The organism is Ruminococcus sp. Marseille-P328 (assembly GCF_964249465.1).
GTDB lineage: Bacteria > Bacillota > Clostridia > Lachnospirales > Lachnospiraceae > Blautia_A > Blautia_A faecis.
In genome coordinates, this window is sequence record NZ_CAXUBQ010000006.1 from 103,586 (window position 1) to 122,373 (window position 18,788).

An 18,788-nucleotide genomic window follows, 5' to 3' on the forward strand; every position below is an offset into this window, starting at 1 on the left:
TATTGTCAATGGAATTTAAAAGAAATAGTTAGAATGCAGAGTGTTTTACAAATATGTTCAGGAACAGAATGGGAGTTTGACATGAAGAAAAAATTAATTCAGGCAACTTGCCTGTTTTTTGTAATGATGCTGATTTTTACCATATTGTCAAGAGTTTCGGATTCTGTAAATGTGATACAGATCCAGACTAAGAACCCGGCAAATCAGATGATCACTCATGAGGTGAAAGGCTCTGGAAAAGTGGAGGGTAGTCAGGAAGTGGCGGTGTTTGTACTGGAAAATCTGCAGGTGGAGCAGGTGATGGTACATGCAGGGCAGACTGTGAAAAAAGGGGATATTTTATTGAAGCTATCCCAGAACATCATTCAGGCGGCTTTGAAGAATCTGGATGATAAAGTAAAAACTCTGGAAGGGCAGGCAAAGGATCTGAAAAGCCAGAAAAAGGTGAACAGCCAGAAGAGTGCAGCGGAACAGGCATGGGCTGGAAATTCTTATGATCTGGCTGTGCAAAGCGGAAATGTTTCCGTGGATAATGCAAGGGCGGAAGTTCAGATAGCCCAACAGCGGCTTGACGAATTTTACAGGGAAAAGGAAGCAAAGACTTCCGGGGATGATTTAAGTGGCTTCACAGATGGAGAGGAAGGGTTTAATGATGGTGAGATCACTGTAACACAGGAGGATGATTCCGCCACAGAAACTGCCCTTCAGGATGATCTGCGAGCCAGACAGGAAGCATTAAATGAAGTGATCGCGGGAAGAAACCAGACTCTGGCAAGTGCTGGAAAAGCGGTGTCCGATGCCAGTACGCCGGAGGCTTCAGACAGTACCTTGGAGAACGTACAAAGAGAATTGGAAAATGCCAGAGCAGATATGGAAAAGGTTACAGTGCTTCAAAGTACAGAGGGAGTGATTTCGTCTCCTTCTGACGGTGTGATCAAAAGTCTGTCCGTGCAAACCGGAGACCTTACAGGACAGACTGCAGCAGTAGTTTTATATTCAGCCGATGGTGCTCTTCGAATGACTGGTACCATCTCAAAAGATGATATAAAATATGTATCTGCCGGCGCAGATGTGAAAATCACAGATAATAACAATAATGATATTTCTGGAGCAACAGTGGAAAATATAACAGAAAATAAGGAGGATAATGATATTCGTGACCTGTCCATCATAATGCCGGCGGACAGTCTGTCCATCGGTCAGAGCGGAGATTTTTCCATATCAAAAGATGCTGGGCCTTATTCCTGCTGCGTTCCGCTTTCAGCGCTGTACCAGGAGAATGGGAAGGTCTATGTGTATGTTACAGACACAGAAAATACAGTGCTTGGAACGGTAATGGTTGCAAGAAAAGTGGAAGTTACTGTGCAGGATAAAAACCAGACAACTGCTGCATTGGGTGAGGGAAGCCTTTCTACGGATCAGGCTGTGATCGTCCAGGCAGACAGGGAACTGAAGGATGGAAGCAGGGTGAGGATTTCTGAAAATTAGCATGGAAAGTAAAAAGAAGAATTATTTTTTTAAATATATGAGAATAATTATGACAGCATTGCTGGCCTCCTTTTTATTTTATTCTGGAATGAAAGATTATGTGAAGGTGGGAAAAACAGATACAGCGGTGGTTGAACTGTATGGAGATTATCCTGCAGTAAACCTGGCGAAGCAGATCTGGGAAAATTATCAAAGTAGTGATGAGATTACAGATTTCTGTTTTGTGTGGAATGGAGGAGTTCAGGTGGTTACGAATCCAGAGGATTTCAGACAGACAAATGCCCGGGTGACAGGCATTGTGGGAATGGCTGCTTTGTATGACCGACAGGCTGCTTTATTAGAAGAGAATGATGAAACCGGATGCGTGATCGATAAAGACACAGCCCTGGAGCTTTTCGGCAGTGAAAATTGTGCGGGAAGTCAGTTGACTGTGGGAGAGCAGATTTACGAAGTGCGAGGTGTGGTATCCTGGAATCAGCATACGATGCTTATCCGTCCGTCACGAAAAAATCAGATTTGTACTCAGGTTCTGATCAGAGGGAAAAAAGGTCAGAATCTGGAGGGTGCTGCATCTGATTTTCTCGTGGGAAACGGACTATCCGGAATATTAGTGGATGACAGCTGGCTGGAAGTGATTTTGCCCTGGTTTCCAGTGACTTTTCTTGTAATGCTTATAAGAACTGTTTCCAGGTGGCTGTATGAGATGGAGCGCGGAACCTGGGAAAATGGAATTCAAAGAAGTAGAGAAAAGAAAATTGATTTTAGAAAATGTAGCTGCTTTGTTATTAGAATTTTACTGTGGGGAATCGGCCTCTTTTTTTGCGTAAGGCTCTTATCCCATATTCCCCAGAGCTGGCTGCCGGACAAATGGTCAGATTTCTCTTTCTTGCCTGCGAAGCTCCGGAAAACAATGGAAGCTTTCCGCTGGTACATCATGTTCCCGAAAACTATGGCGCAGGCGGAGCGGCTGATGAGCGGAATTGGCTGTATTATAAAATGTGGGGCAGCAGCACTGCTTATAGGGGCGGTGTAGGCTGTCTTTTTTCTTTTTTGCCAAAAGAATTTTATAGATGAAGAAATATTTTGGTACATTTTTTTCGAGACTTTTCTTTAAAGTGTTTGCCAGACTGGAGCGCAGGTATTATAATAGACTTTAAGACCCTGAATAGGGAAAGAAGATTTACAGTCGCTGTTTACTGGGAAAAAAGAACCAGCTGCCAGAAGAAAAGGCAGGACGGCGGCGAGTTTGTTACTGTTCATTGGTAAGGTTCGCGAAGCCTGTTGCTGTGAACGAAGTGAACAGGAACATGAGTTTTTATGAGATAAGGAGAGATTGAATGAGTAAGATTGCCATTGTAACGGACAGTAACAGCGGCATTACACAGGAGGAAGGACGCAGACTTGGAGTGTCTGTTATTCCTATGCCTTTTTTTATTAATGAGAAAATGTACCTGGAGGGAATTACCCTGAGCCAGGATGAATTTTATCAGTGGCTGAAGTCGGATGCTTCTATTTCCACTTCCCAGCCAAGCCCGGGAGAGACTATGGGATTATGGGACAACCTTCTGAAAGAGTATGATGAGATTGTACAGATCCCCATGTCAAGTGGTCTCAGCGCTACCTGTGCTACTGCAATGGGACTTGCCCAGGAGTATGAGGGCAGAGTGCACGTGGTAGATAATCAGAGAATTTCCGTAACCCAGCGTCAATCTGTGGTGGACGCGATTGCCCTTCGGGATGCAGGTAAAAGCGGAGCTGAAATTAAGAAGATCCTGGAAGAAGAGAAATTTAATTCCAGTATTTATATTACCTTGGAAACCCTGAAATATCTGAAAAAGGGCGGCAGGATCACACCTGCTGCAGCTGCAATAGGTACCGTTTTGAATCTGAAGCCGGTGCTGCAGCTCCAGGGTGAGAAGCTGGATGCTTTTGCCAAGGTAAGAGGCAAGAAGCAGGCCAGACGTACTATGCTGAAGGCTATGAAGGCAGATTTTGAGGGACGCTTTGCACCGTTTGTCCAGAATGGAGAAATGTGTCTTCAGGCTGCTTACACAGGTAATCCGGAAGAGGCAGAAGAGTGGAAGCAGGAGATGCAGGAAACCTTTCCTGGTATGGAAATCCATATGGATCCGCTGTCACTTAGTGTGGCATGCCATATTGGATATGGTTCTCTTGCAATCGCATGTTCTAAGAAAGTGACTGCATAGAAGCTAAGAAATGGCTATAGTTTATAAACATTAGTTTTGAATGTCACCTATAGATAGTAATTGAAAAGAATTGATTTTTTTAGAAAAGATTCCGAAATAGAATATATATTTTCGGAACGAATTCAGAAGAAAACAGAAGTATTCTCTCTGAGAAGAAAATTTAGGAGGATTTATGAAAAAACTTACAGACTACATGGCAGAAGAGCTTTCTGCAGCATTTGAAAAAGCAGGATACGATTCATCCTACGGTAAAGTAGGCGTTTCCAACCGTCCTGACCTTTGCGAATACCAGTGCAATGGTGCCATGGCGGGAGCTAAGGCTTATAAGAAAGCACCATTTATGATCGCAGATGACGTAGTGGGCAATCTGGCAGATTCCAAAGTATTTTCCATGAAAGAAATGGTAAAGCCCGGATTTATCAACCTGAAAGTCAGCGAAGAGTTTCTTGCAGATTATCTGAAAGAGATGGAGAAGGATGAGAAGCTTGGTGCAGACACAGCCAAAGAGCCGAAGACCATCGTAATCGATTACGGCGGACCGAATGTTGCCAAACCTCTTCATGTAGGTCATCTCCGTTCTGCAATTATTGGTGAAAGTATTAAGAGAATCGGTCGTTTCGTAGGCCATAAGGTGATCGGTGATGTTCATCTTGGTGACTGGGGACTTCAGATGGGGCTGATCATTACAGAGCTGAAGCACAGACAGCCGGAGCTTGTATATTTTGATGACAGCTATACAGGTGAATATCCTGCAGAGGCACCTTTTACTATCAGTGAGCTTGAGGAGATTTATCCATGTGCAAGCGGCAAATCCAAGGAGGATGAGGCATACCGTCAGGAAGCACTGGAGGCAACTCATCTTCTTCAGCAGGGTAAGCCGGGGTACATGGCTCTCTGGAACCACATTATGAGTGTTTCTGTTACAGACCTTAAGAGAAACTATGCGAATCTGAACGTATCCTTTGATCTGTGGAAAAAAGAGTCTGATGCGCAGCCTTACATTCCGGACATGGTAGAGATGATGAAGGAAAAAGGCTTTGCATATGAGGATCAGGGAGCGCTTGTTGTAGACGTTAAAGAGGAGACCGATACCAAGGAAATCCCGCCATGTATGCTTCTGAAATCAGATGGAGCATCTCTTTATACTACTACAGACCTTGCCACAATTGTAGAGCGTATGAAGCTGTTCCAGCCAGATGAGATCCTTTACGTTGTTGACAAACGTCAGGAGCTTCATTTTATTCAGGTCTTCCGCTGCGCAAGAAAGACCGGTCTTGTGAAAGAAGACACAAGGCTTTCCTTCCTTGGCTTCGGTACTATGAATGGAAAAGATGGTAAACCGTTCAAAACAAGAGAGGGCGGTGTTATGCGCCTTGAGAATCTGATTGCCGATATTGATGAGGAAATGTTCACAAAGATCGTAGAGAACAGAAGTGTCCGTGATAAAGATGCAAGAGATACTGCTAAGATTGTAGGTCTGGCAGCAATTAAATATGGCGATCTTTCCAATCAGGCTACCAAGGATTATATTTTTGATGTAGACCGCTTCACCTCTTTCGAGGGAAATACAGGTCCGTACATCCTTTATACAATCGTTCGTATCAAATCCATCCTGAACCGTTATGTGGAAGCAGGCGGAAACCTTGAAGCTGGTGAGATCCTTCCGGCATCTAACGGCAGTGAGAAAAACCTGATGCTTCAGCTCAGTGGATTTGGAAGCATGATCGAGAGTGCATTTGAGGAAAAAGCTCCGCATAAAATCTGTGCATATATTTATGAGGTTTCTAATGCATTCAACAGCTTTTATCATGAGACCAAGATCCTCAGCGAAGAGAATCAGGCGCAGAAGGAATCCTATATCCGTCTTCTGCAGCTGACCAAGAGAGTGCTTGAGACAAGTATTGATCTGCTTGGATTCGAGGCACCGGATAAGATGTAATAAAATAATAAGCAGATTATGAGGGCATGGTCTGTGGTATGGAGCTGCGGCACTTTCTGGAAAAGCTGGAAGTGAGCGGCTCCTTTTTTGTATCGTTATGCTTTAGAGCGTGTTTGAAAAAGGCTTTCTGCAAGATGTGCGTCACAATTTGTGGGACGTGCAGATTGCGGGAATGATTTTTCAAACACGCTCTAAGGCAGAAAGGAAATGTCAGATGAAAGCGAAACATCATACAAATTTTCAGCCGGACAGGGTGTTTTCCTATTTCCTGAAAGAATGGAAAGTGCTTCTGGCAGTGGCTATATCCGGTTTGATTTATAATATCGGCCTTCTGGCAGGTCCCTGGTTTGAGGGAAAATGACCGGCTGCCTGGTGGATATCCTGAAAGGGGCTGACCAGTTTTCAGATATGCTGGTTCTGGTGCCGGGCTATGTGACCGCCATTGCAATTGTCCAGACTGCCAGGTATATTAAGCGGTTTTATGTGCGGCGTTTTGCCAACAATGTAAATCGCAGAATGAAAGAAATCCTGTACGCCAGTCTGGTGCGGAAAAGTCGTGCAAGCCTTCGGGAAGAGGGCGAGGGAAGCATTATGACCAAGGCAATCCTGGATGTGGATGACTGCGTGGAGGGAATGCGTAAATTCACTACGGAGATTTTTGATACAGGAGTTGCCCTGGCTGCTTATGCAGGAATGCTTTTGTGGTATGATTTCAGGCTTGCCTTGCTTTGCATGATTTTCCCGCCGGTTTCTTATATGACGGCGAAAAAAATGAAAAAAATGATCCAGATAACCGGAACTGCATACAAAGAGCAGTCTGGACATTTAAGTACAGCGACTCTGGATCGGGCGGAAAATGCTGTTACATACCGTGTTTTTGGATGTGAAGAGGAGCGCCGCAAGGCATATGAAGAAAATCTTACCGCTTATGAAAAGTCAGCAGTAAAAGCGAATATCTGGAATTCCATCATGCCGCCTTTGTACCGGATCATTTCCATGACCGGGGTACTGTTTATCCTGTATTTTGGACAGAAAAATGTTCTGGGAACAGGCTGGAGCACATGGACGATTGCATCTTTTACTACTTTCCTGGCATGCTTTGTGAAGCTGTCAGTGAAATCTTCCAGTGCAGCGAAGCTGTTTAATGCAGTGCACAAGGCGCAGATTTCCTGGAAGCGTATTAAGCCGCTTTTGACAAAGCAGGAAGAAATTCCAAAGAGTGAGAAAAATGTGTCTGGAATTCTGGAAAATGGGAAAGTGGAAAAGATCGAAAATGTGTCTGCTAAACATGCAGAAGAAACATTGTCGCAGAAGGAACTATCTCAGCTAGAGATAGCCCAGTCAGAAATTCGTTACAGGAACGTAAAACAATTGCAGGTCCGTCATCTGAATTTTGCTTATCCGGATGGGAAACAGATTCTGAAGGATATTTCCTTCAAGGCTGAAAAAGGGCAGATAATCGGAATTACCGGACCAGTGGCCTGCGGAAAGTCTACTTTGGGAAAAGTATTTTTGTGCGAGTATCCATATGAAGGTCAGATTCTTGTGGATGGCAAAGAGCTTCAGAATATGCCCCAATCCTGGCAGACGAATATCATAGGCTATCTTGGTCATGATCCGGAGCTGTTTAACGACAGCGTGGAAAACAATGTGCTTATGGGTGAACAGAAAAAGACAGAGGATTTCCTGAAAATGGTTTGCATGGCAGAAGAAGTAAATGAGATGGATGATGGTTTACAGACTCTGGTAGGAAATGGTGGCGTACGTCTTTCGGGCGGACAGGGAAAACGTTTGGCTCTTGCAAGAACTCTTTGCCACAAAAAGCCAGTTCTGGTTCTGGATGATCCTTTTTCGGCTTTGGATAAGAGCACCGAGAGACAGATTTTTGCCAATTTGAAAGCACAGGCGAAAGAGAATATTGTGCTGCTGATTTCCCACCGTCTGTATCTGTTTCCGCAGATGAATCAGATCATCTGGATGGAAGATGGAAAAACAGTGGTGGGTACGCATGAAGAATTACTTGTGAAGGTACCGGAGTATAAGAAATTATTTACTGAGGAAGGAGGTGCAGAGAGTGAAGACAGACAGAAATAAGAACAACGTGAAATCAGAAGAAAATATGATTTTGGAAAAGAGCAGAAGGTCAGATGCAAATGTTTTTCCGGTAGAAAACAAGGGAAAAGGGAAAATTGCAAAAGCGAAAAAAAGACAGGTAAAAGGTGTGATCTGGAAAACAGTTCTGCAGCAGAAATGGCTGTCTATGGGTATTGTCTTTGCTGTAGCAGGCGCAGTGGTAACGGCTCTTATCCCGCCGCTGATCCTGGCAAAAATCGTAGATACAGTCACAGCGGGAAAAGCCGTGACATTCTGGGTGATTTTCCTTTATTTTGCAATGCTTGCACTTACCGGATTCATGGAATCTGCCAGGGAAGGTCTGCTTACCGTATTTGGGCAGAAAATCACACATGCACTTAGAAGCAGCCTTATGGAAAAATTCATATGCCTTACTTCTGACAAACTGACAGGGCTGGAACCTGGAACTCTGGCTTCACGCTTTGTTGGTGATGTAGATACTGTGGAAAATCTTTTTACCTCAGGGATCATCAGTATGTTTGCTGACGCCTGCAAGATTATCAGTATTCTGGTGGTGATCTGGTTTGAAAATAAGGGTCTCGCTGTGGTGCTTCTTGTAATACTGCCATTTCTTTTCTGGTTTACCAGACATGTGCAGAAAAACATGCTGGCAGCCCAGATCGAAAACCGTAAGGCTGTGGGAAGAGCCTCTGGACATGTGCCGGAAACCCTTCATAATATCCGTACCATCCATTGCCTTGGCAGGGAAAAATATATGGAAGAGCGTTACGACACTTACATCGGTGAAAGTTACCAGGCAATGGAGAGAACCAATTTTTATGATGCAGTATATTCACCGGTGATCTTGATTTTAAATGCAGTCGTGGTTGCAGCTGTGATGCTGCTTTCAGCATCTGGAAATAAGATGGTGCTCACGTTTTTTGGAATGTCTGCGGGAACTGCAGTGGCTGTGATCAACTATATTTCACAGATTTTTTCGCCGGTGGAAAGTCTTGGAATGGAGATTCAGACCATCCAGTCCGCGGTAGCTGGAATCCATAGGATTAATGAATTCTTTGGGCTGGAGGAGAAAGAAAATGGCGCACAGGAGAATGGAGATACCGAGAAAACCTGGAATAATCCGGCAACAAAAATAGAAGAAAACAGAAATGAAAAGATTAGCCGAAAGGAAGCGATGGCTGATATGGAAGAAAGGCACAGACTGGGAGCTTCTGGCAGTAATAGTTTTCCGTTTGTAGAATTCCGGAATGTAACCTTCGGCTATGATGAGCATGTGGTGCTGGAACATCTGAATTTCAAGGTGATGGATACCGATCAGGTGACTCTACTCGGACGAACTGGTGCAGGAAAGAGTACGATATTGAAGCTGCTTCTTGGACTTTATGAGCCGGATCAGGGACAGGTACTGCTCCACGGCATTCCAGCAACGGCTGTGAGGGCTGGAGAACGACGGAAACTCTTTGGATACGTAGAGCAGACTTTTCACATGGTGCCGGGAACCGTACGCGACCAGATTACATTATATGATGACCGGATCTCTGAGCGTCAGGTAAAGGCTGTTGCAGAGCTTACAGGTTTAAAAGAGGCAATTGAGAGTCTGGAAAATGGTTACGATACTTATTGCACCCCGGAGATTTTTTCCCAGGGACAGTGGCAGCTGCTATCCATTGCCAGGGCAGCAGTGGCAGAGCCCAAACTGCTTCTTCTGGATGAGATTACTGCAAACCTGGATGCGGAGACAGAGAAGGCTGTTCTGGCCGCATTGAAACGTGTGGCAAAGGATCGTACCGTTATTTCCATTTCACACAGAACGTCCGCAGAACTGGGAAGGACGATTCAGATTTAATCTGAGATTGTGAAAAGCACTTATAAAATTTTTATAAAGTGCTTTTCACAGTGGACTTTAAATGTTATAATTCTGATTACATTCTTAAATGTCTGATTCGAAGCTTTTTCAATCGCGCTTCGGAATAGCGGATATTTCATAATCACTAATTTTTTATCTTATTTATATTTATCATTTGCCGGAGATCGCCGACAGTATTCACTTAATTTATGCAGACAACGAGCTAGAGCCTGTTTGAAAAATCATTCCCGCAATCTGCACGCCCCACTTTGCGGGAGATTTCACCCGAATTCAGTTGCCGTAGCCCACTACGGCGCCCTCATCCGGGCGAAATCTCCCACAAATTGTGACGCACATCTTGCAGAAAGCCTTTTTCAAACACGCTCTAAAGCCTGTGCTTGCGTCAGACCTTGAAGCGTGTTTTGTCTCATTTTTGTTATTGAAAATAGTTACATGTTTTTATGAAAAAGAGGTGATTATCATCAATCTTACAGGTATGATCTTGAAAATGCGTTACTGTATCCTGGAGCAGGTAGGCGCAGGTGGGGAGGGGCATTTGTACCTTGCCAGGGATATGGAGCTTGGAAATTACTGGGCAGTAAAAGAACTTCCCCTTGAGAAAAAGCGTGAAGCCAGACTGCTGCGGCTTCTGGAACATCCATCCATTCCACGGATGGTAGATTATGTGGAAAATGGGGATCATTGTTATCTGATCATGGAATATATTCGTGGAAAGTCCCTTGGACAGATGTTAAAGGAGGGACATGTTTTTGCAGTGGATGAGCTTCTTTCCCACGGAGACACTGTGCTTGCAGTTCTGGAATATCTTCATGGGCAAAAGCCGCCGGTATATTATGGGGACTTGAAACCGGATAATCTTATGCTTTCAGATTCGGGCAAATTGTATCTGGTGGATTTTGGGAGCGCGGTGTTTGGATTTGGAGAAAATCAGCGGATCTGTATGGGAACAGAAGGCTTTGCAGCTCCAGAACAATATGTGGGAAAAGTAAACAGCTCCAGTGATCTTTATGCTTTGGGAAAAACATTACAGGCGCTGGCAGGAAAAAACTGGTTATCTGTTTTGTGGAAAGTTCCTGGGTTTGCTTTGTTTCTCTATAAATGTACCCGGCCTCAGGGGAAAAGACGATTTGAAAATGCGGCACAGGCAAGAAAAATGCTTTCTGGTATAGGAAAAAGAAAAGGGCTTGCCAGAAAAAATGCAGCGGTGGTGATTGGAACTACGGGGATTTTGCTGGCTGCAGGTGTATTTCTTGCAGGATCAGAGCAGCAGGCAGCTTTCGAAAGTGCATTGGCAGAAGTAACGAAAGGATATTACGAGATAGAGGAAAATGAGTCTTCTTCGTTGCCAAAGGAATCTGCAGCAGAAGCGGATAAAAAAAGTACAGACAAAGAAGCAGATAAATTTCTTCTTAAAAAATGCGAGCATGCAGAAAGTGCTTTGCAAAAACTGCAAAAAGAATATACGAAAGATGAAGAGCAGAGAAAATTGCTTTTATTATTGGCGGTAAATGCGGAACTTCAGAAAGAGTGGGAACGGGCCGCCGTGTATTATGAGCAGCTGCTTTTGTATGCGCCGGAATTTGCAGAAGGGTATGGGAAATATGGACTGTTCCTTTTGCGAAGAGGTCAGAAGAATTCCAGCAGGAGACTTTATGTTTTATACAGAAGCAGTAAGGCAGATGGGACGGATTGTAAGAGCGTTGAAATCTGGGAAAAACAGATGGAAAGTGAAACAGGTGAGGGAAAATGAAAAGATGGAGAAGCATAAGGAGAAAAATTGCGAAAAATTCAAATCAAAGAGGTATATATTCGCACAGCATCTGGAATAACTTTCGGAAACCTGGAATTTATCTGATGGTGACAGTGATTTTACTTATTACCAAAGTTGGTATACTTTACACTTATGGTGGGGAATTTGGAGGATTTGATATCGATATTGGTGCTGATGAAGGTATATTTGATAATTGGGAGGAGGCTGAAGAAAATCAGGAAACTACGGAGCCAGAGAAGAAAGAAAATGGGAGCAGTAATGGTAATGAGAGTAATAACAACAGCAATAATGACAGCGCGAATGGCGGTACTAGCAGTAATGACATAGAAAATGACGGTAATAATAACAGTCATAATAGCGGCAGCAGTAACGATAACAACAGCGGGAATAATAACAGTAACAACAATAATAACAACAATAATAACAATAACAGTAATAGCAACGCAGGAGCTGGCTTGTCGAAAACAGAGAACGGTGACAACACAGGTGATGAGGAGGGCTGGGAAAAACCTCAAGCTGCGGGTTCTGAGAGAAGACCAAAAGAAAACAAGAAAGAAATAAAGAAAGAAAACAGTGTCACGGCAGCCTTACCGGCAAACAAAAACTCAGAGAATAAGAAAACGAATATAAATGCAGACAACAGTGCCAATGGAACTGAGTCTAAAAGCAATACTACAAAAAACACTCCCCGTGTAAAGAAGGATAGCTCAAAAAGCAAAGAAGAAAAGTCAGAAGATACCGCAGCAGATGAAAATATAAGTGAAAGCAGGATTACTGCCAGAGAAACAAAGAATACTTATCGGAAAAAAGAGAATAGGGTCAAAGCAAAAATTACGGAAAGTTCCAAAAAAGAAAATACCAGTGAGTACTTGAAGCTCACGGGGGCCGGCACGGTTTTTACAGCAGTAGGAATGGCAAAGACATCTCATGGACTTGGATTCTATAACAGAAATGATGAAAATAGAGAAAAAAATGAAAACATAAATAAAAACAATAACATAAATGATAATGAAAATGGCACAATACGTTTTGTACACGAAGAAACAGTCCCTGTAAATGAATATCCTGAAATACAAGTTATAAGAACTACCGGTGAGCAGGATGTTACAATTCTGTCTTTGAACTTAAATGGTGATGAGATTTTCTGGCACCAGAAGGGGGATACCCTTATATTTGACCAGCCGATTACAGCGAAGGAAAATACTGTGAAGGTGATTGCGGTAATAGATGGGAGAAGAATTGTGCATATGCCTATATGGGAGTTTTGAAAGTGTGCATCAATTGTTACTGGTCATGGAGTGAATGGTAACCATCAACTAAGATTTTGCCATCTGGACGTTATAAAGAAATGATGTTATAATTAACACTCATATAGCGAAAGACCTGAAAAATCAACGACAAAAATTACATGACGGTACAGGAGGCAAAACACAGATGTACAAAGCTATTTTATTTGATCTGGACGGAACTCTCACCGATTCCGGGGAGGGAATCACCAAATCCGTACAATATGCTCTGGAGAAGGTGGGAAAACCAGAATCAGATCTTCAGAAGCTGCGCATTTTTGTGGGACCGCCCCTTTTGGAGCAGTTTCAGGAATATGCGGGAATTGACGAAGAAACGGCAAGAAAGGCAGTTGGGATTTACAGAGAACGATATGCACCAGTGGGGATTTATGAGAATGAACTGTATCCTGGCATTCCGGAAATGTTATCCGGACTGAAACAAAGAGGATACAAACTTGCCATTGCATCTTCCAAACCAGAGAATTTTGTGAAGATTGTTGCGGAATATTTCCATATTGATTCTTATTTTGACGAGATGGTTGGAAGTGAGCCTGAGGGTAGACGAACCAATAAGACAGAGGTGATCGAGGAAACTCTGAAGCTGCTGGGATTTTCTGAACACCGTGACCAGGTGATCATGGTGGGGGATAAAGAGCATGATGTATTTGGGGCAAGACGCGCCGGATTGGAATGCATTGCAGTTTCCTATGGTTACGGAACCGAAGAAGAACTGAAAAATGCCCATCCCTTTAAAATTGTGAATTCGGCAGAGGAAATACTGGATTTTTTCGCCTGAGCCCCAGAAGAAAACAGAAAATGCCGGTTTTGGCATGGAAGTGTCTGTATCCGGTGGGAATCCATTTTGTGCTTTCCCAGCTTGTCTCCTATCTGGGACTGTATTTTCTGGTGCAGCGGACTGGCGCAGATATGAGTGCATATTACCAGCATGTGCTTATGCTGACTGGTCTGACAGGGATTCTGGCTGCAGTTCCCTGCATATTGTTGTATCGGGGCGATTTTTCAAGAAGAAAAGAAACCGGGATATTATATCCTGCAGCTGATCGTCACCTTCCTGTTCCTGAAATCCTGGGGTTTCTTGTAATTGGCGCATTTCTTGGTCAATATGGAAACATTCTGGTAGGGCTTTTTCAGCAATATTTGAATCCGGAAGCTTATCAGGAAACTCAGTCCTTGATTTCCGAGGGGAAAAGTATCTGGAGTCTGATTTTCTGGATGGGGATTGCAGCACCTTTTGCAGAAGAGGTTATTTTCCGCTGGCTGGTATTTCTTCGTATGAGAGATAATATGCGCGTGATCACAGCTGCACTGTTTTCAGGACTGACATTTGGAATTTACCATATGAATCTGCTCCAGGGAGTGTATGCAACTATTATGGGATTGCTTTTCGCATTGATCCTGGAATGGAGAGGAAATCTGTTTGCCAGTGTATTTCTTCATATGGGGGCAAATATCTGGAGCCTGCTGGTCAGTGATGTGATGCTGTACATGCTGGATCATACAGGAGCCACATCCGTAATTGCACTGAATCTGTTTCTTGTTTTTGCAGGAACTTATGGTATCTGGAGATGCTATAAGAATTATCAGAAACGAGGATGTACGAGGCTGATATAAAGCATAATCAGAAATATATTAAGAAAAATAGAAGACCTTCTTACAAAATCCTGGAAAAACAGGGGAGATTGTGAGAAGGTTTTTTGTTGGCGCATTCCACTTTATAAACATTTAAGAATTTCCCGTCTTGAATTTAAAGTACACATATGCTATCTTAAGTGTATTAAATGTATTAATACACTTAGAAAGGAGGAAGCATGTCTATGATCGTTTTGGATTATCAGGACAGAAGGCCACTGTACGAGCAGGTGGAGGAGAAATTTCGGAATCTGATCCTGATGGGAGTACTGGAGCCAGGCTCCAGAATGCCCTCTGTGCGGCAGCTGGCCATGGAATTATCGATCAACCCCAACACCATCCAGCGTGCTTACATGCAGCTGGAACAGGAGGGACTGATCTACCCGGTTAAAGGAACAGGAAACTTTATCGCAGACAGTGAAGAAGTGCGTAAACTTAGCAAAGCTTCCTATATAAAAGAACTGAAAACCCTGATCCGGAAGGGAAAGGCTATGGGAATGGAAGCGGAAGAGCTGATCTACATTATTAGGGAGTGTTACAAGGAGGAGAAGCCATGATAGAAGTCAAAGAATGCAGTAAGGCGTTTGACACTGTCAAAGCGGTCAATAAAGCAACTCTGGATGTTGGAGTGCGGGAAGTGTTTGGTCTTGTGGGCAGTAACGGCGCCGGGAAAAGCACCCTGCTTCGGATGATGGCTGGAATTATAAAGCCAGATGAAGGGGAAATCCAGATTGACGGTATGTCAGTGTACGAAAATGAAGAAGCAAAAAAACTGTTTTTCTATATCTCAGATGACAGTTATTTTCCGGCAAATTATACAGCAATGGATCTGGTGCGCTTTTACCGGAACTTTTACCCTCAGTTTCGAACCAGGTTTTTTCATGAACTGATGGAACAATTCCATCTGGAAGAAAATCGCAGAATTGCAACTTTTTCCAAAGGTATGAAAAAACAGGTTCTGGTAATCATCGGTGTGTGCGCGGCAACGAAATATCTGTTTTGCGATGAGACCTTTGATGGACTTGATCCAGTAATGCGTCAGGCAGTAAAGAGTCTGTTTGCGGCGGAGATTATGAACCGGGAATTTACTCCTGTGATCGCGTCTCACAATCTGCGCGAACTGGAGGATATCTGCGACCATGTCGGGCTTTTGCATAAAGGGGGGATTCTTCTTTCCAAAGATCTGGAAGACATGAAATTTCACATTCACAAGATACAGTGTGTGCTCAGTGGAAGACAGCAGGAAAAAGAACTGGAAAAGGAACTTCAGGTTTTGAAGGTGCAGCATCAGGGTTCTCTTCTTATGATAACAGCCCGGGGAACCAGAAGTGAGATCATAGAGAAGATCCAGGCCAAAAATCCTCTCTTTATGGAGGTGCTTCCTCTGACCCTGGAGGAAATTTTTATCAGTGAAACGGAGGTGGCAGGCTATGAAATCAAAAATTTATTCTAGCCGATACATGAAGGTGTCATCAAAAGGCATGATGTGGATCCCGGCTTTTGTGACCATTGGATTTCTTCTGGCATTTCCAGTGGCAGAGCTGATCATGCTGGGAAACTGGTTTGGAATGGGATATACCACCAGGGAGATCAATGCACTTTATGCAAATCTGTGGCAGGATGGATTTATGATCACCGGACTTGCAGTTGCAGCAGTTGCAGCATTGTTTAACGGAATCAGCCAGTTCTGGTATCTCTATTCACCGCGGAAAATTGATTTCTATCACAGTCTTCCGGTGAAACGAAGCAGAATGTTCTGGCATAAGACTTTGCAGTCCCTTTTGTATTATTTGCTTCCATATCTGGCAATGGAATTTTTCTCCGTCTGCATCGGGGCAATGAGGGGATTTTTCAGCCTTCATCTTATGAAACTGGCATTTTTGATGATGGTATTTCATTTGCTTTTATATCTGCTTTTGTATTTTTCGGTTGTGTTGGTAATCTGCATTACCGGTCATCTGCTTATGGGAGCTCTTCTGCTTATTGCAGTGGCTGCTTATGGACCGGTGCTTTCTGTTACTCTGCAGTTTTACGAATATGCCTTTTATTATACCAGCAGTGCAGGTGTCTATGGCTATATAAAAGGCTTGAGAGAAATGGCGTCACCAGTCATCCTTGCCTACACCTTTGTGGGAAAATATGCAGAAGGAAATTATGGTGGCATTCTGGGAATTGTGCTTCTGGTGACAATCGCTTTTGGCGTTCTTGGATATTATGCATTTGTAAACAGAAAATCCGAAAGAACCGGTATGGCCTTTGTTTTTCCATGGGTTGGCACAATCATAAGATTTATGATTGTGGTTCCCGGAGGACTTGGAATCGGACTTATTTTCTATATGCTTCCAAGTGACAATTCCAGAATTGTATGGTGGATTTTCGGATTGATTTTTGGAACCCTTCTTTCAGGAGGGATAATGGGAATTATTTATTACAGGGATTTCCGAAAATTTTTCTCCAATAAAATACAGTTTGTGGTAAGCGGGGCCTGTGTAGCATTTGTGGCCTGTATGTTCTTATTTGACCTGACTGGATACGACAACTATATCCCTTCTTATGATAAAATCGAAAATATTGCAGCTGAATTTACGGATGGCGGTGGATGGGAGAATACTTATAGCGTTGAAATAAATGAAGATGGCAAGATTTCCACACAGGATTCCGGATATTATAGGAATGGAGATCTTCTGGGCAATAATCTGGGCATTAGTCCTGATATTTATGCATGTGTGGAGCAGATTGTGAAGGAAAACAAGGTTATATGCCGATCCCTTTCAGAAGATAGTGACAACAGAGCGCTGTGGAACGGCGATATATGGGATCCTTCTAACGATACATCAAGACTTCAGATGCGTTATGACCTGAAATCCGGAAAAACTGTTTATCGCTCTTATATGGTCAGCACAGAGAATCAGAAGAACTTGTATAAAGAGGGATATGCGGAGGGAACCTTAAAGTCTGAGCGCTATTCCATTTTAAAGCTGGATGATAAATATGTGGATGAGGTGCGCTGTGATTTTATTACAGGAGAATCTATTTCCCTTTTCCAGGACAATAAGGCAAAGAGACAGCTGTTGGTGGATGCATTTCGTCAGGATGTAGAGGAGGCGGATCCGGAAGTGCTGACCGGAGAGCCATGTGCAAGCCTGAACATTGAGTATTCCGGAGTACCATCTGCAGAATCAGTTGATGCCATGGTGCCTGGCAGAACCGGAGACTATTATTTTTTCGCATGCTTTTATGTATTCCCGCAGTTCAAAAGGACAGTTGAAATTTTGAAGGAAACAGGGTATCCTGTCTCTATGGAGGATGTGAAGCTGAGCGCTGTGGAAGTGGAATATTATATGAATGAGGAGCACAATGAATATTCTTCTCCTGTAGTTTACGATCAACCGGAACAGCTGGAAGAACTGAAAAAGGTTCTGAGATGTTACCAGATGGTGCCATTCTGGGAAAAAAGGGAAGCTGATAAATGGGCCAGCCTGAAGGTTGTGATTGACGGAGTGGAATCAGAGGCAGCGTGGTCCATAATGGCGAAGGATGTTCCGGAATTTATGAAAGAGGATTCACAGCGGGCATTATCCTTTGAGGTTTTTGAAAAGGAATAAAGAAGGAGAGCTACTATAAAGAATGGGAAAAGCAGTGAGACTGGACAGATTTCTGGCGGATTCAGGAGCAGGTACGAGAACGGAAGTGAAGAAGCTGATCCAGAAAGGAATGGTTCAGGTAAATGATGAGAAAGCGAAAAAGCCGGAACTGAAAATAGATCCGGAGACGGACGTGGTAGAATTTGGCGGAGAGCATGTTGGAGCAAGGGCAGAGTTTGTGTACTATCTTTTGCACAAGCCTGCCGGATATGTAAGTGCCACAGAAGATACCAGGGAAAAGACAGTTCTGGATCTGGTGCCAAAGGATGGCAGACGGAATCTTTTTCCGGTAGGACGCCTTGATAAGGATACGGAAGGCTTGCTTTTTATTACAGATGATGGGCAGCTTGCCCACAGACTGCTTTCCCCGAAGAAACATGTGGATAAGACGTATTTCGCGGTGACGGAAGGAAAAGTGGTGCCGGAGGATATAGAGAAGATCCGGTTAGGTGTGGATATTGGAGATGAGAAGCCAACCTTGCCGGGGAAGCTGGAGATTCTCAGAACATGGGAAGAGAATGTTGAACGTAAAAATGTCGAAGGTGAATCAGGAGCAGTGATAGCCAATTCAAATGCTGCAGGACATAAGGCAGATCCGGAGGGCAGCATCTGGTGTTCTGAAATTCTTCTGACAATCCACGAGGGCCGTTTTCATCAGGTGAAGCGAATGATGGAAGCTGTTGGAAAGAAAGTAATTTATCTGAAACGGATTTCTATGGGGGCGCTGACTTTGCCAGATGACCTGCCGAAAGGAAAGGCCAGGGAACTGACGCCTGATGAACTGGCGGCGCTGAAATGCGAAAACTCCTAAAAGGGTATGTCTGCTTACGCAAATATTGTTG

16 protein-coding genes and 1 pseudogene are annotated in these 18,788 nt (G+C 43.6%); 16 read left to right on the forward strand and 1 reads right to left on the reverse strand.

Features of this window, described 5'->3' with window-relative positions; all coding sequences use genetic code 11:
- Positions 1-81: 81 nt before the first annotated feature.
- The 4 genes from ACESTK_RS06135 to argS all read left to right on the forward strand — a co-directional run bounded on the left by ACESTK_RS06135 (position 82) and on the right by argS (position 5,634).
- Entirely contained in the window at positions 82-1,488 is a 1,407-nt protein-coding gene (locus ACESTK_RS06135) for an HlyD family secretion protein (protein WP_373119155.1), read from the forward strand.
- Between the two features lie 49 nt (positions 1,489-1,537).
- Positions 1,538-2,521, forward strand: a complete 984-nt coding sequence (locus ACESTK_RS06140; protein WP_373119157.1) for an ABC transporter permease — start codon at positions 1,538-1,540, stop codon at positions 2,519-2,521.
- Positions 2,522-2,825: 304 nt separating this feature from the next.
- Positions 2,826-3,695 carry a DegV family protein gene (locus ACESTK_RS06145; RefSeq protein WP_173771893.1) on the forward strand — a complete coding sequence of 290 codons (870 nt, stop codon included), beginning with the start codon at positions 2,826-2,828 and terminating at the stop codon, positions 3,693-3,695.
- A gap of 172 nt (positions 3,696-3,867) precedes the next feature.
- Positions 3,868-5,634 carry an arginine--tRNA ligase gene (gene argS / locus ACESTK_RS06150; protein WP_118579438.1) on the forward strand — a complete coding sequence of 589 codons (1,767 nt, stop codon included), beginning with the start codon at positions 3,868-3,870 and terminating at the stop codon, positions 5,632-5,634.
- 95 nt (positions 5,635-5,729) lie between these two features.
- Here argS and ACESTK_RS06155 read toward each other — a convergent pair.
- A pseudogene (locus ACESTK_RS06155) lies at positions 5,730-5,789 on the reverse strand (DUF6783 domain-containing protein); the annotation flags it as partial.
- A gap of 59 nt (positions 5,790-5,848) precedes the next feature.
- On the opposite strand from ACESTK_RS06155, the gene ACESTK_RS06160 reads away from it, so the two are divergent.
- The 12 genes from ACESTK_RS06160 to ACESTK_RS06215 all read left to right on the forward strand — a co-directional run bounded on the left by ACESTK_RS06160 (position 5,849) and on the right by ACESTK_RS06215 (position 18,757).
- Entirely contained in the window at positions 5,849-5,995 is a 147-nt protein-coding gene (locus tag ACESTK_RS06160; protein WP_373119194.1) for a hypothetical protein, read from the forward strand.
- Positions 5,992-7,728, forward strand: a complete 1,737-nt coding sequence (locus ACESTK_RS06165) for an ABC transporter ATP-binding protein (RefSeq protein WP_373119160.1) — start codon at positions 5,992-5,994, stop codon at positions 7,726-7,728. Before ACESTK_RS06160 ends, ACESTK_RS06165 begins: the two co-directional genes overlap by 4 nt.
- Positions 7,709-9,574 carry an ABC transporter ATP-binding protein gene (locus ACESTK_RS06170; RefSeq protein WP_330382705.1) on the forward strand — a complete coding sequence of 622 codons (1,866 nt, stop codon included), beginning with the start codon at positions 7,709-7,711 and terminating at the stop codon, positions 9,572-9,574. Before ACESTK_RS06165 ends, ACESTK_RS06170 begins: the two co-directional genes overlap by 20 nt.
- Positions 9,575-9,808: 234 nt before the next feature.
- Entirely contained in the window at positions 9,809-9,988 is a 180-nt protein-coding gene (locus ACESTK_RS06175) for a DUF6783 domain-containing protein (protein ID WP_118579441.1), read from the forward strand.
- A gap of 58 nt (positions 9,989-10,046) precedes the next feature.
- Entirely contained in the window at positions 10,047-11,345 is a 1,299-nt protein-coding gene (locus tag ACESTK_RS06180; RefSeq protein ID WP_373119163.1) for a protein kinase, read from the forward strand.
- Positions 11,342-12,634, forward strand: a complete 1,293-nt coding sequence (locus ACESTK_RS06185) for a hypothetical protein (protein WP_204454288.1) — start codon at positions 11,342-11,344, stop codon at positions 12,632-12,634. Before ACESTK_RS06180 ends, ACESTK_RS06185 begins: the two co-directional genes overlap by 4 nt.
- A 166-nt stretch (positions 12,635-12,800) precedes the next feature.
- Entirely contained in the window at positions 12,801-13,448 is a 648-nt protein-coding gene (locus tag ACESTK_RS06190) for an HAD-IA family hydrolase (RefSeq protein ID WP_373119165.1), read from the forward strand.
- Positions 13,449-13,468: 20 nt separating this feature from the next.
- The gene (locus tag ACESTK_RS06195) at positions 13,469-14,284 is read left to right on the forward strand and encodes a CPBP family intramembrane glutamic endopeptidase (RefSeq protein WP_195699984.1); all 816 of its coding nucleotides are present in this window, start codon (positions 13,469-13,471) and stop codon (positions 14,282-14,284) included.
- A gap of 197 nt (positions 14,285-14,481) precedes the next feature.
- The gene (locus tag ACESTK_RS06200) at positions 14,482-14,859 is read left to right on the forward strand and encodes a GntR family transcriptional regulator (protein ID WP_330382706.1); all 378 of its coding nucleotides are present in this window, start codon (positions 14,482-14,484) and stop codon (positions 14,857-14,859) included.
- Complete coding sequence (locus ACESTK_RS06205) at positions 14,856-15,755, forward strand: ABC transporter ATP-binding protein (RefSeq protein ID WP_373119168.1); 900 nt, start codon at positions 14,856-14,858, stop codon at positions 15,753-15,755. Before ACESTK_RS06200 ends, ACESTK_RS06205 begins: the two co-directional genes overlap by 4 nt.
- On the forward strand, positions 15,733-17,907 hold the full coding sequence (locus ACESTK_RS06210) for a DUF6449 domain-containing protein (RefSeq protein ID WP_373119169.1): 2,175 nt from the start codon (positions 15,733-15,735) through the stop codon (positions 17,905-17,907). Before ACESTK_RS06205 ends, ACESTK_RS06210 begins: the two co-directional genes overlap by 23 nt.
- A gap of 22 nt (positions 17,908-17,929) precedes the next feature.
- Positions 17,930-18,757: a pseudouridine synthase gene (locus ACESTK_RS06215; RefSeq protein WP_373119171.1), complete on the forward strand. Its 828-nt coding sequence runs from the start codon at positions 17,930-17,932 to the stop codon at positions 18,755-18,757.
- Positions 18,758-18,788 lie beyond the last annotated feature (31 nt).

Excerpts from the sequence above, each read along its gene's own strand:
- ACESTK_RS06205 (WP_373119168.1), top strand. The coding sequence starts at position 14,856 with ATGATAGAAGTCAAAGAATGCAGTAAGGCGTTTGACACTGTCAAAGCG.
- argS (WP_118579438.1), top strand. The coding sequence starts at position 3,868 with ATGAAAAAACTTACAGACTACATGGCAGAAGAGCTTTCTGCAGCATTT.
- ACESTK_RS06140 (WP_373119157.1), top strand. The coding sequence starts at position 1,538 with ATGACAGCATTGCTGGCCTCCTTTTTATTTTATTCTGGAATGAAAGAT.
- ACESTK_RS06145 (WP_173771893.1), top strand. The coding sequence starts at position 2,826 with ATGAGTAAGATTGCCATTGTAACGGACAGTAACAGCGGCATTACACAG.
- ACESTK_RS06200 (WP_330382706.1), top strand. The coding sequence starts at position 14,482 with ATGTCTATGATCGTTTTGGATTATCAGGACAGAAGGCCACTGTACGAG.
- ACESTK_RS06215 (WP_373119171.1), top strand. The coding sequence starts at position 17,930 with ATGGGAAAAGCAGTGAGACTGGACAGATTTCTGGCGGATTCAGGAGCA.
- ACESTK_RS06165 (WP_373119160.1), top strand. The coding sequence starts at position 5,992 with ATGACCGGCTGCCTGGTGGATATCCTGAAAGGGGCTGACCAGTTTTCA.
- ACESTK_RS06185 (WP_204454288.1), top strand. The coding sequence starts at position 11,342 with ATGAAAAGATGGAGAAGCATAAGGAGAAAAATTGCGAAAAATTCAAAT.
- ACESTK_RS06160 (WP_373119194.1), top strand. The coding sequence starts at position 5,849 with ATGAAAGCGAAACATCATACAAATTTTCAGCCGGACAGGGTGTTTTCC.
- ACESTK_RS06135 (WP_373119155.1), top strand. The coding sequence starts at position 82 with ATGAAGAAAAAATTAATTCAGGCAACTTGCCTGTTTTTTGTAATGATG.
- ACESTK_RS06190 (WP_373119165.1), top strand. The coding sequence starts at position 12,801 with ATGTACAAAGCTATTTTATTTGATCTGGACGGAACTCTCACCGATTCC.
- ACESTK_RS06195 (WP_195699984.1), top strand. The coding sequence starts at position 13,469 with ATGCCGGTTTTGGCATGGAAGTGTCTGTATCCGGTGGGAATCCATTTT.
- ACESTK_RS06210 (WP_373119169.1), top strand. The coding sequence starts at position 15,733 with ATGAAATCAAAAATTTATTCTAGCCGATACATGAAGGTGTCATCAAAA.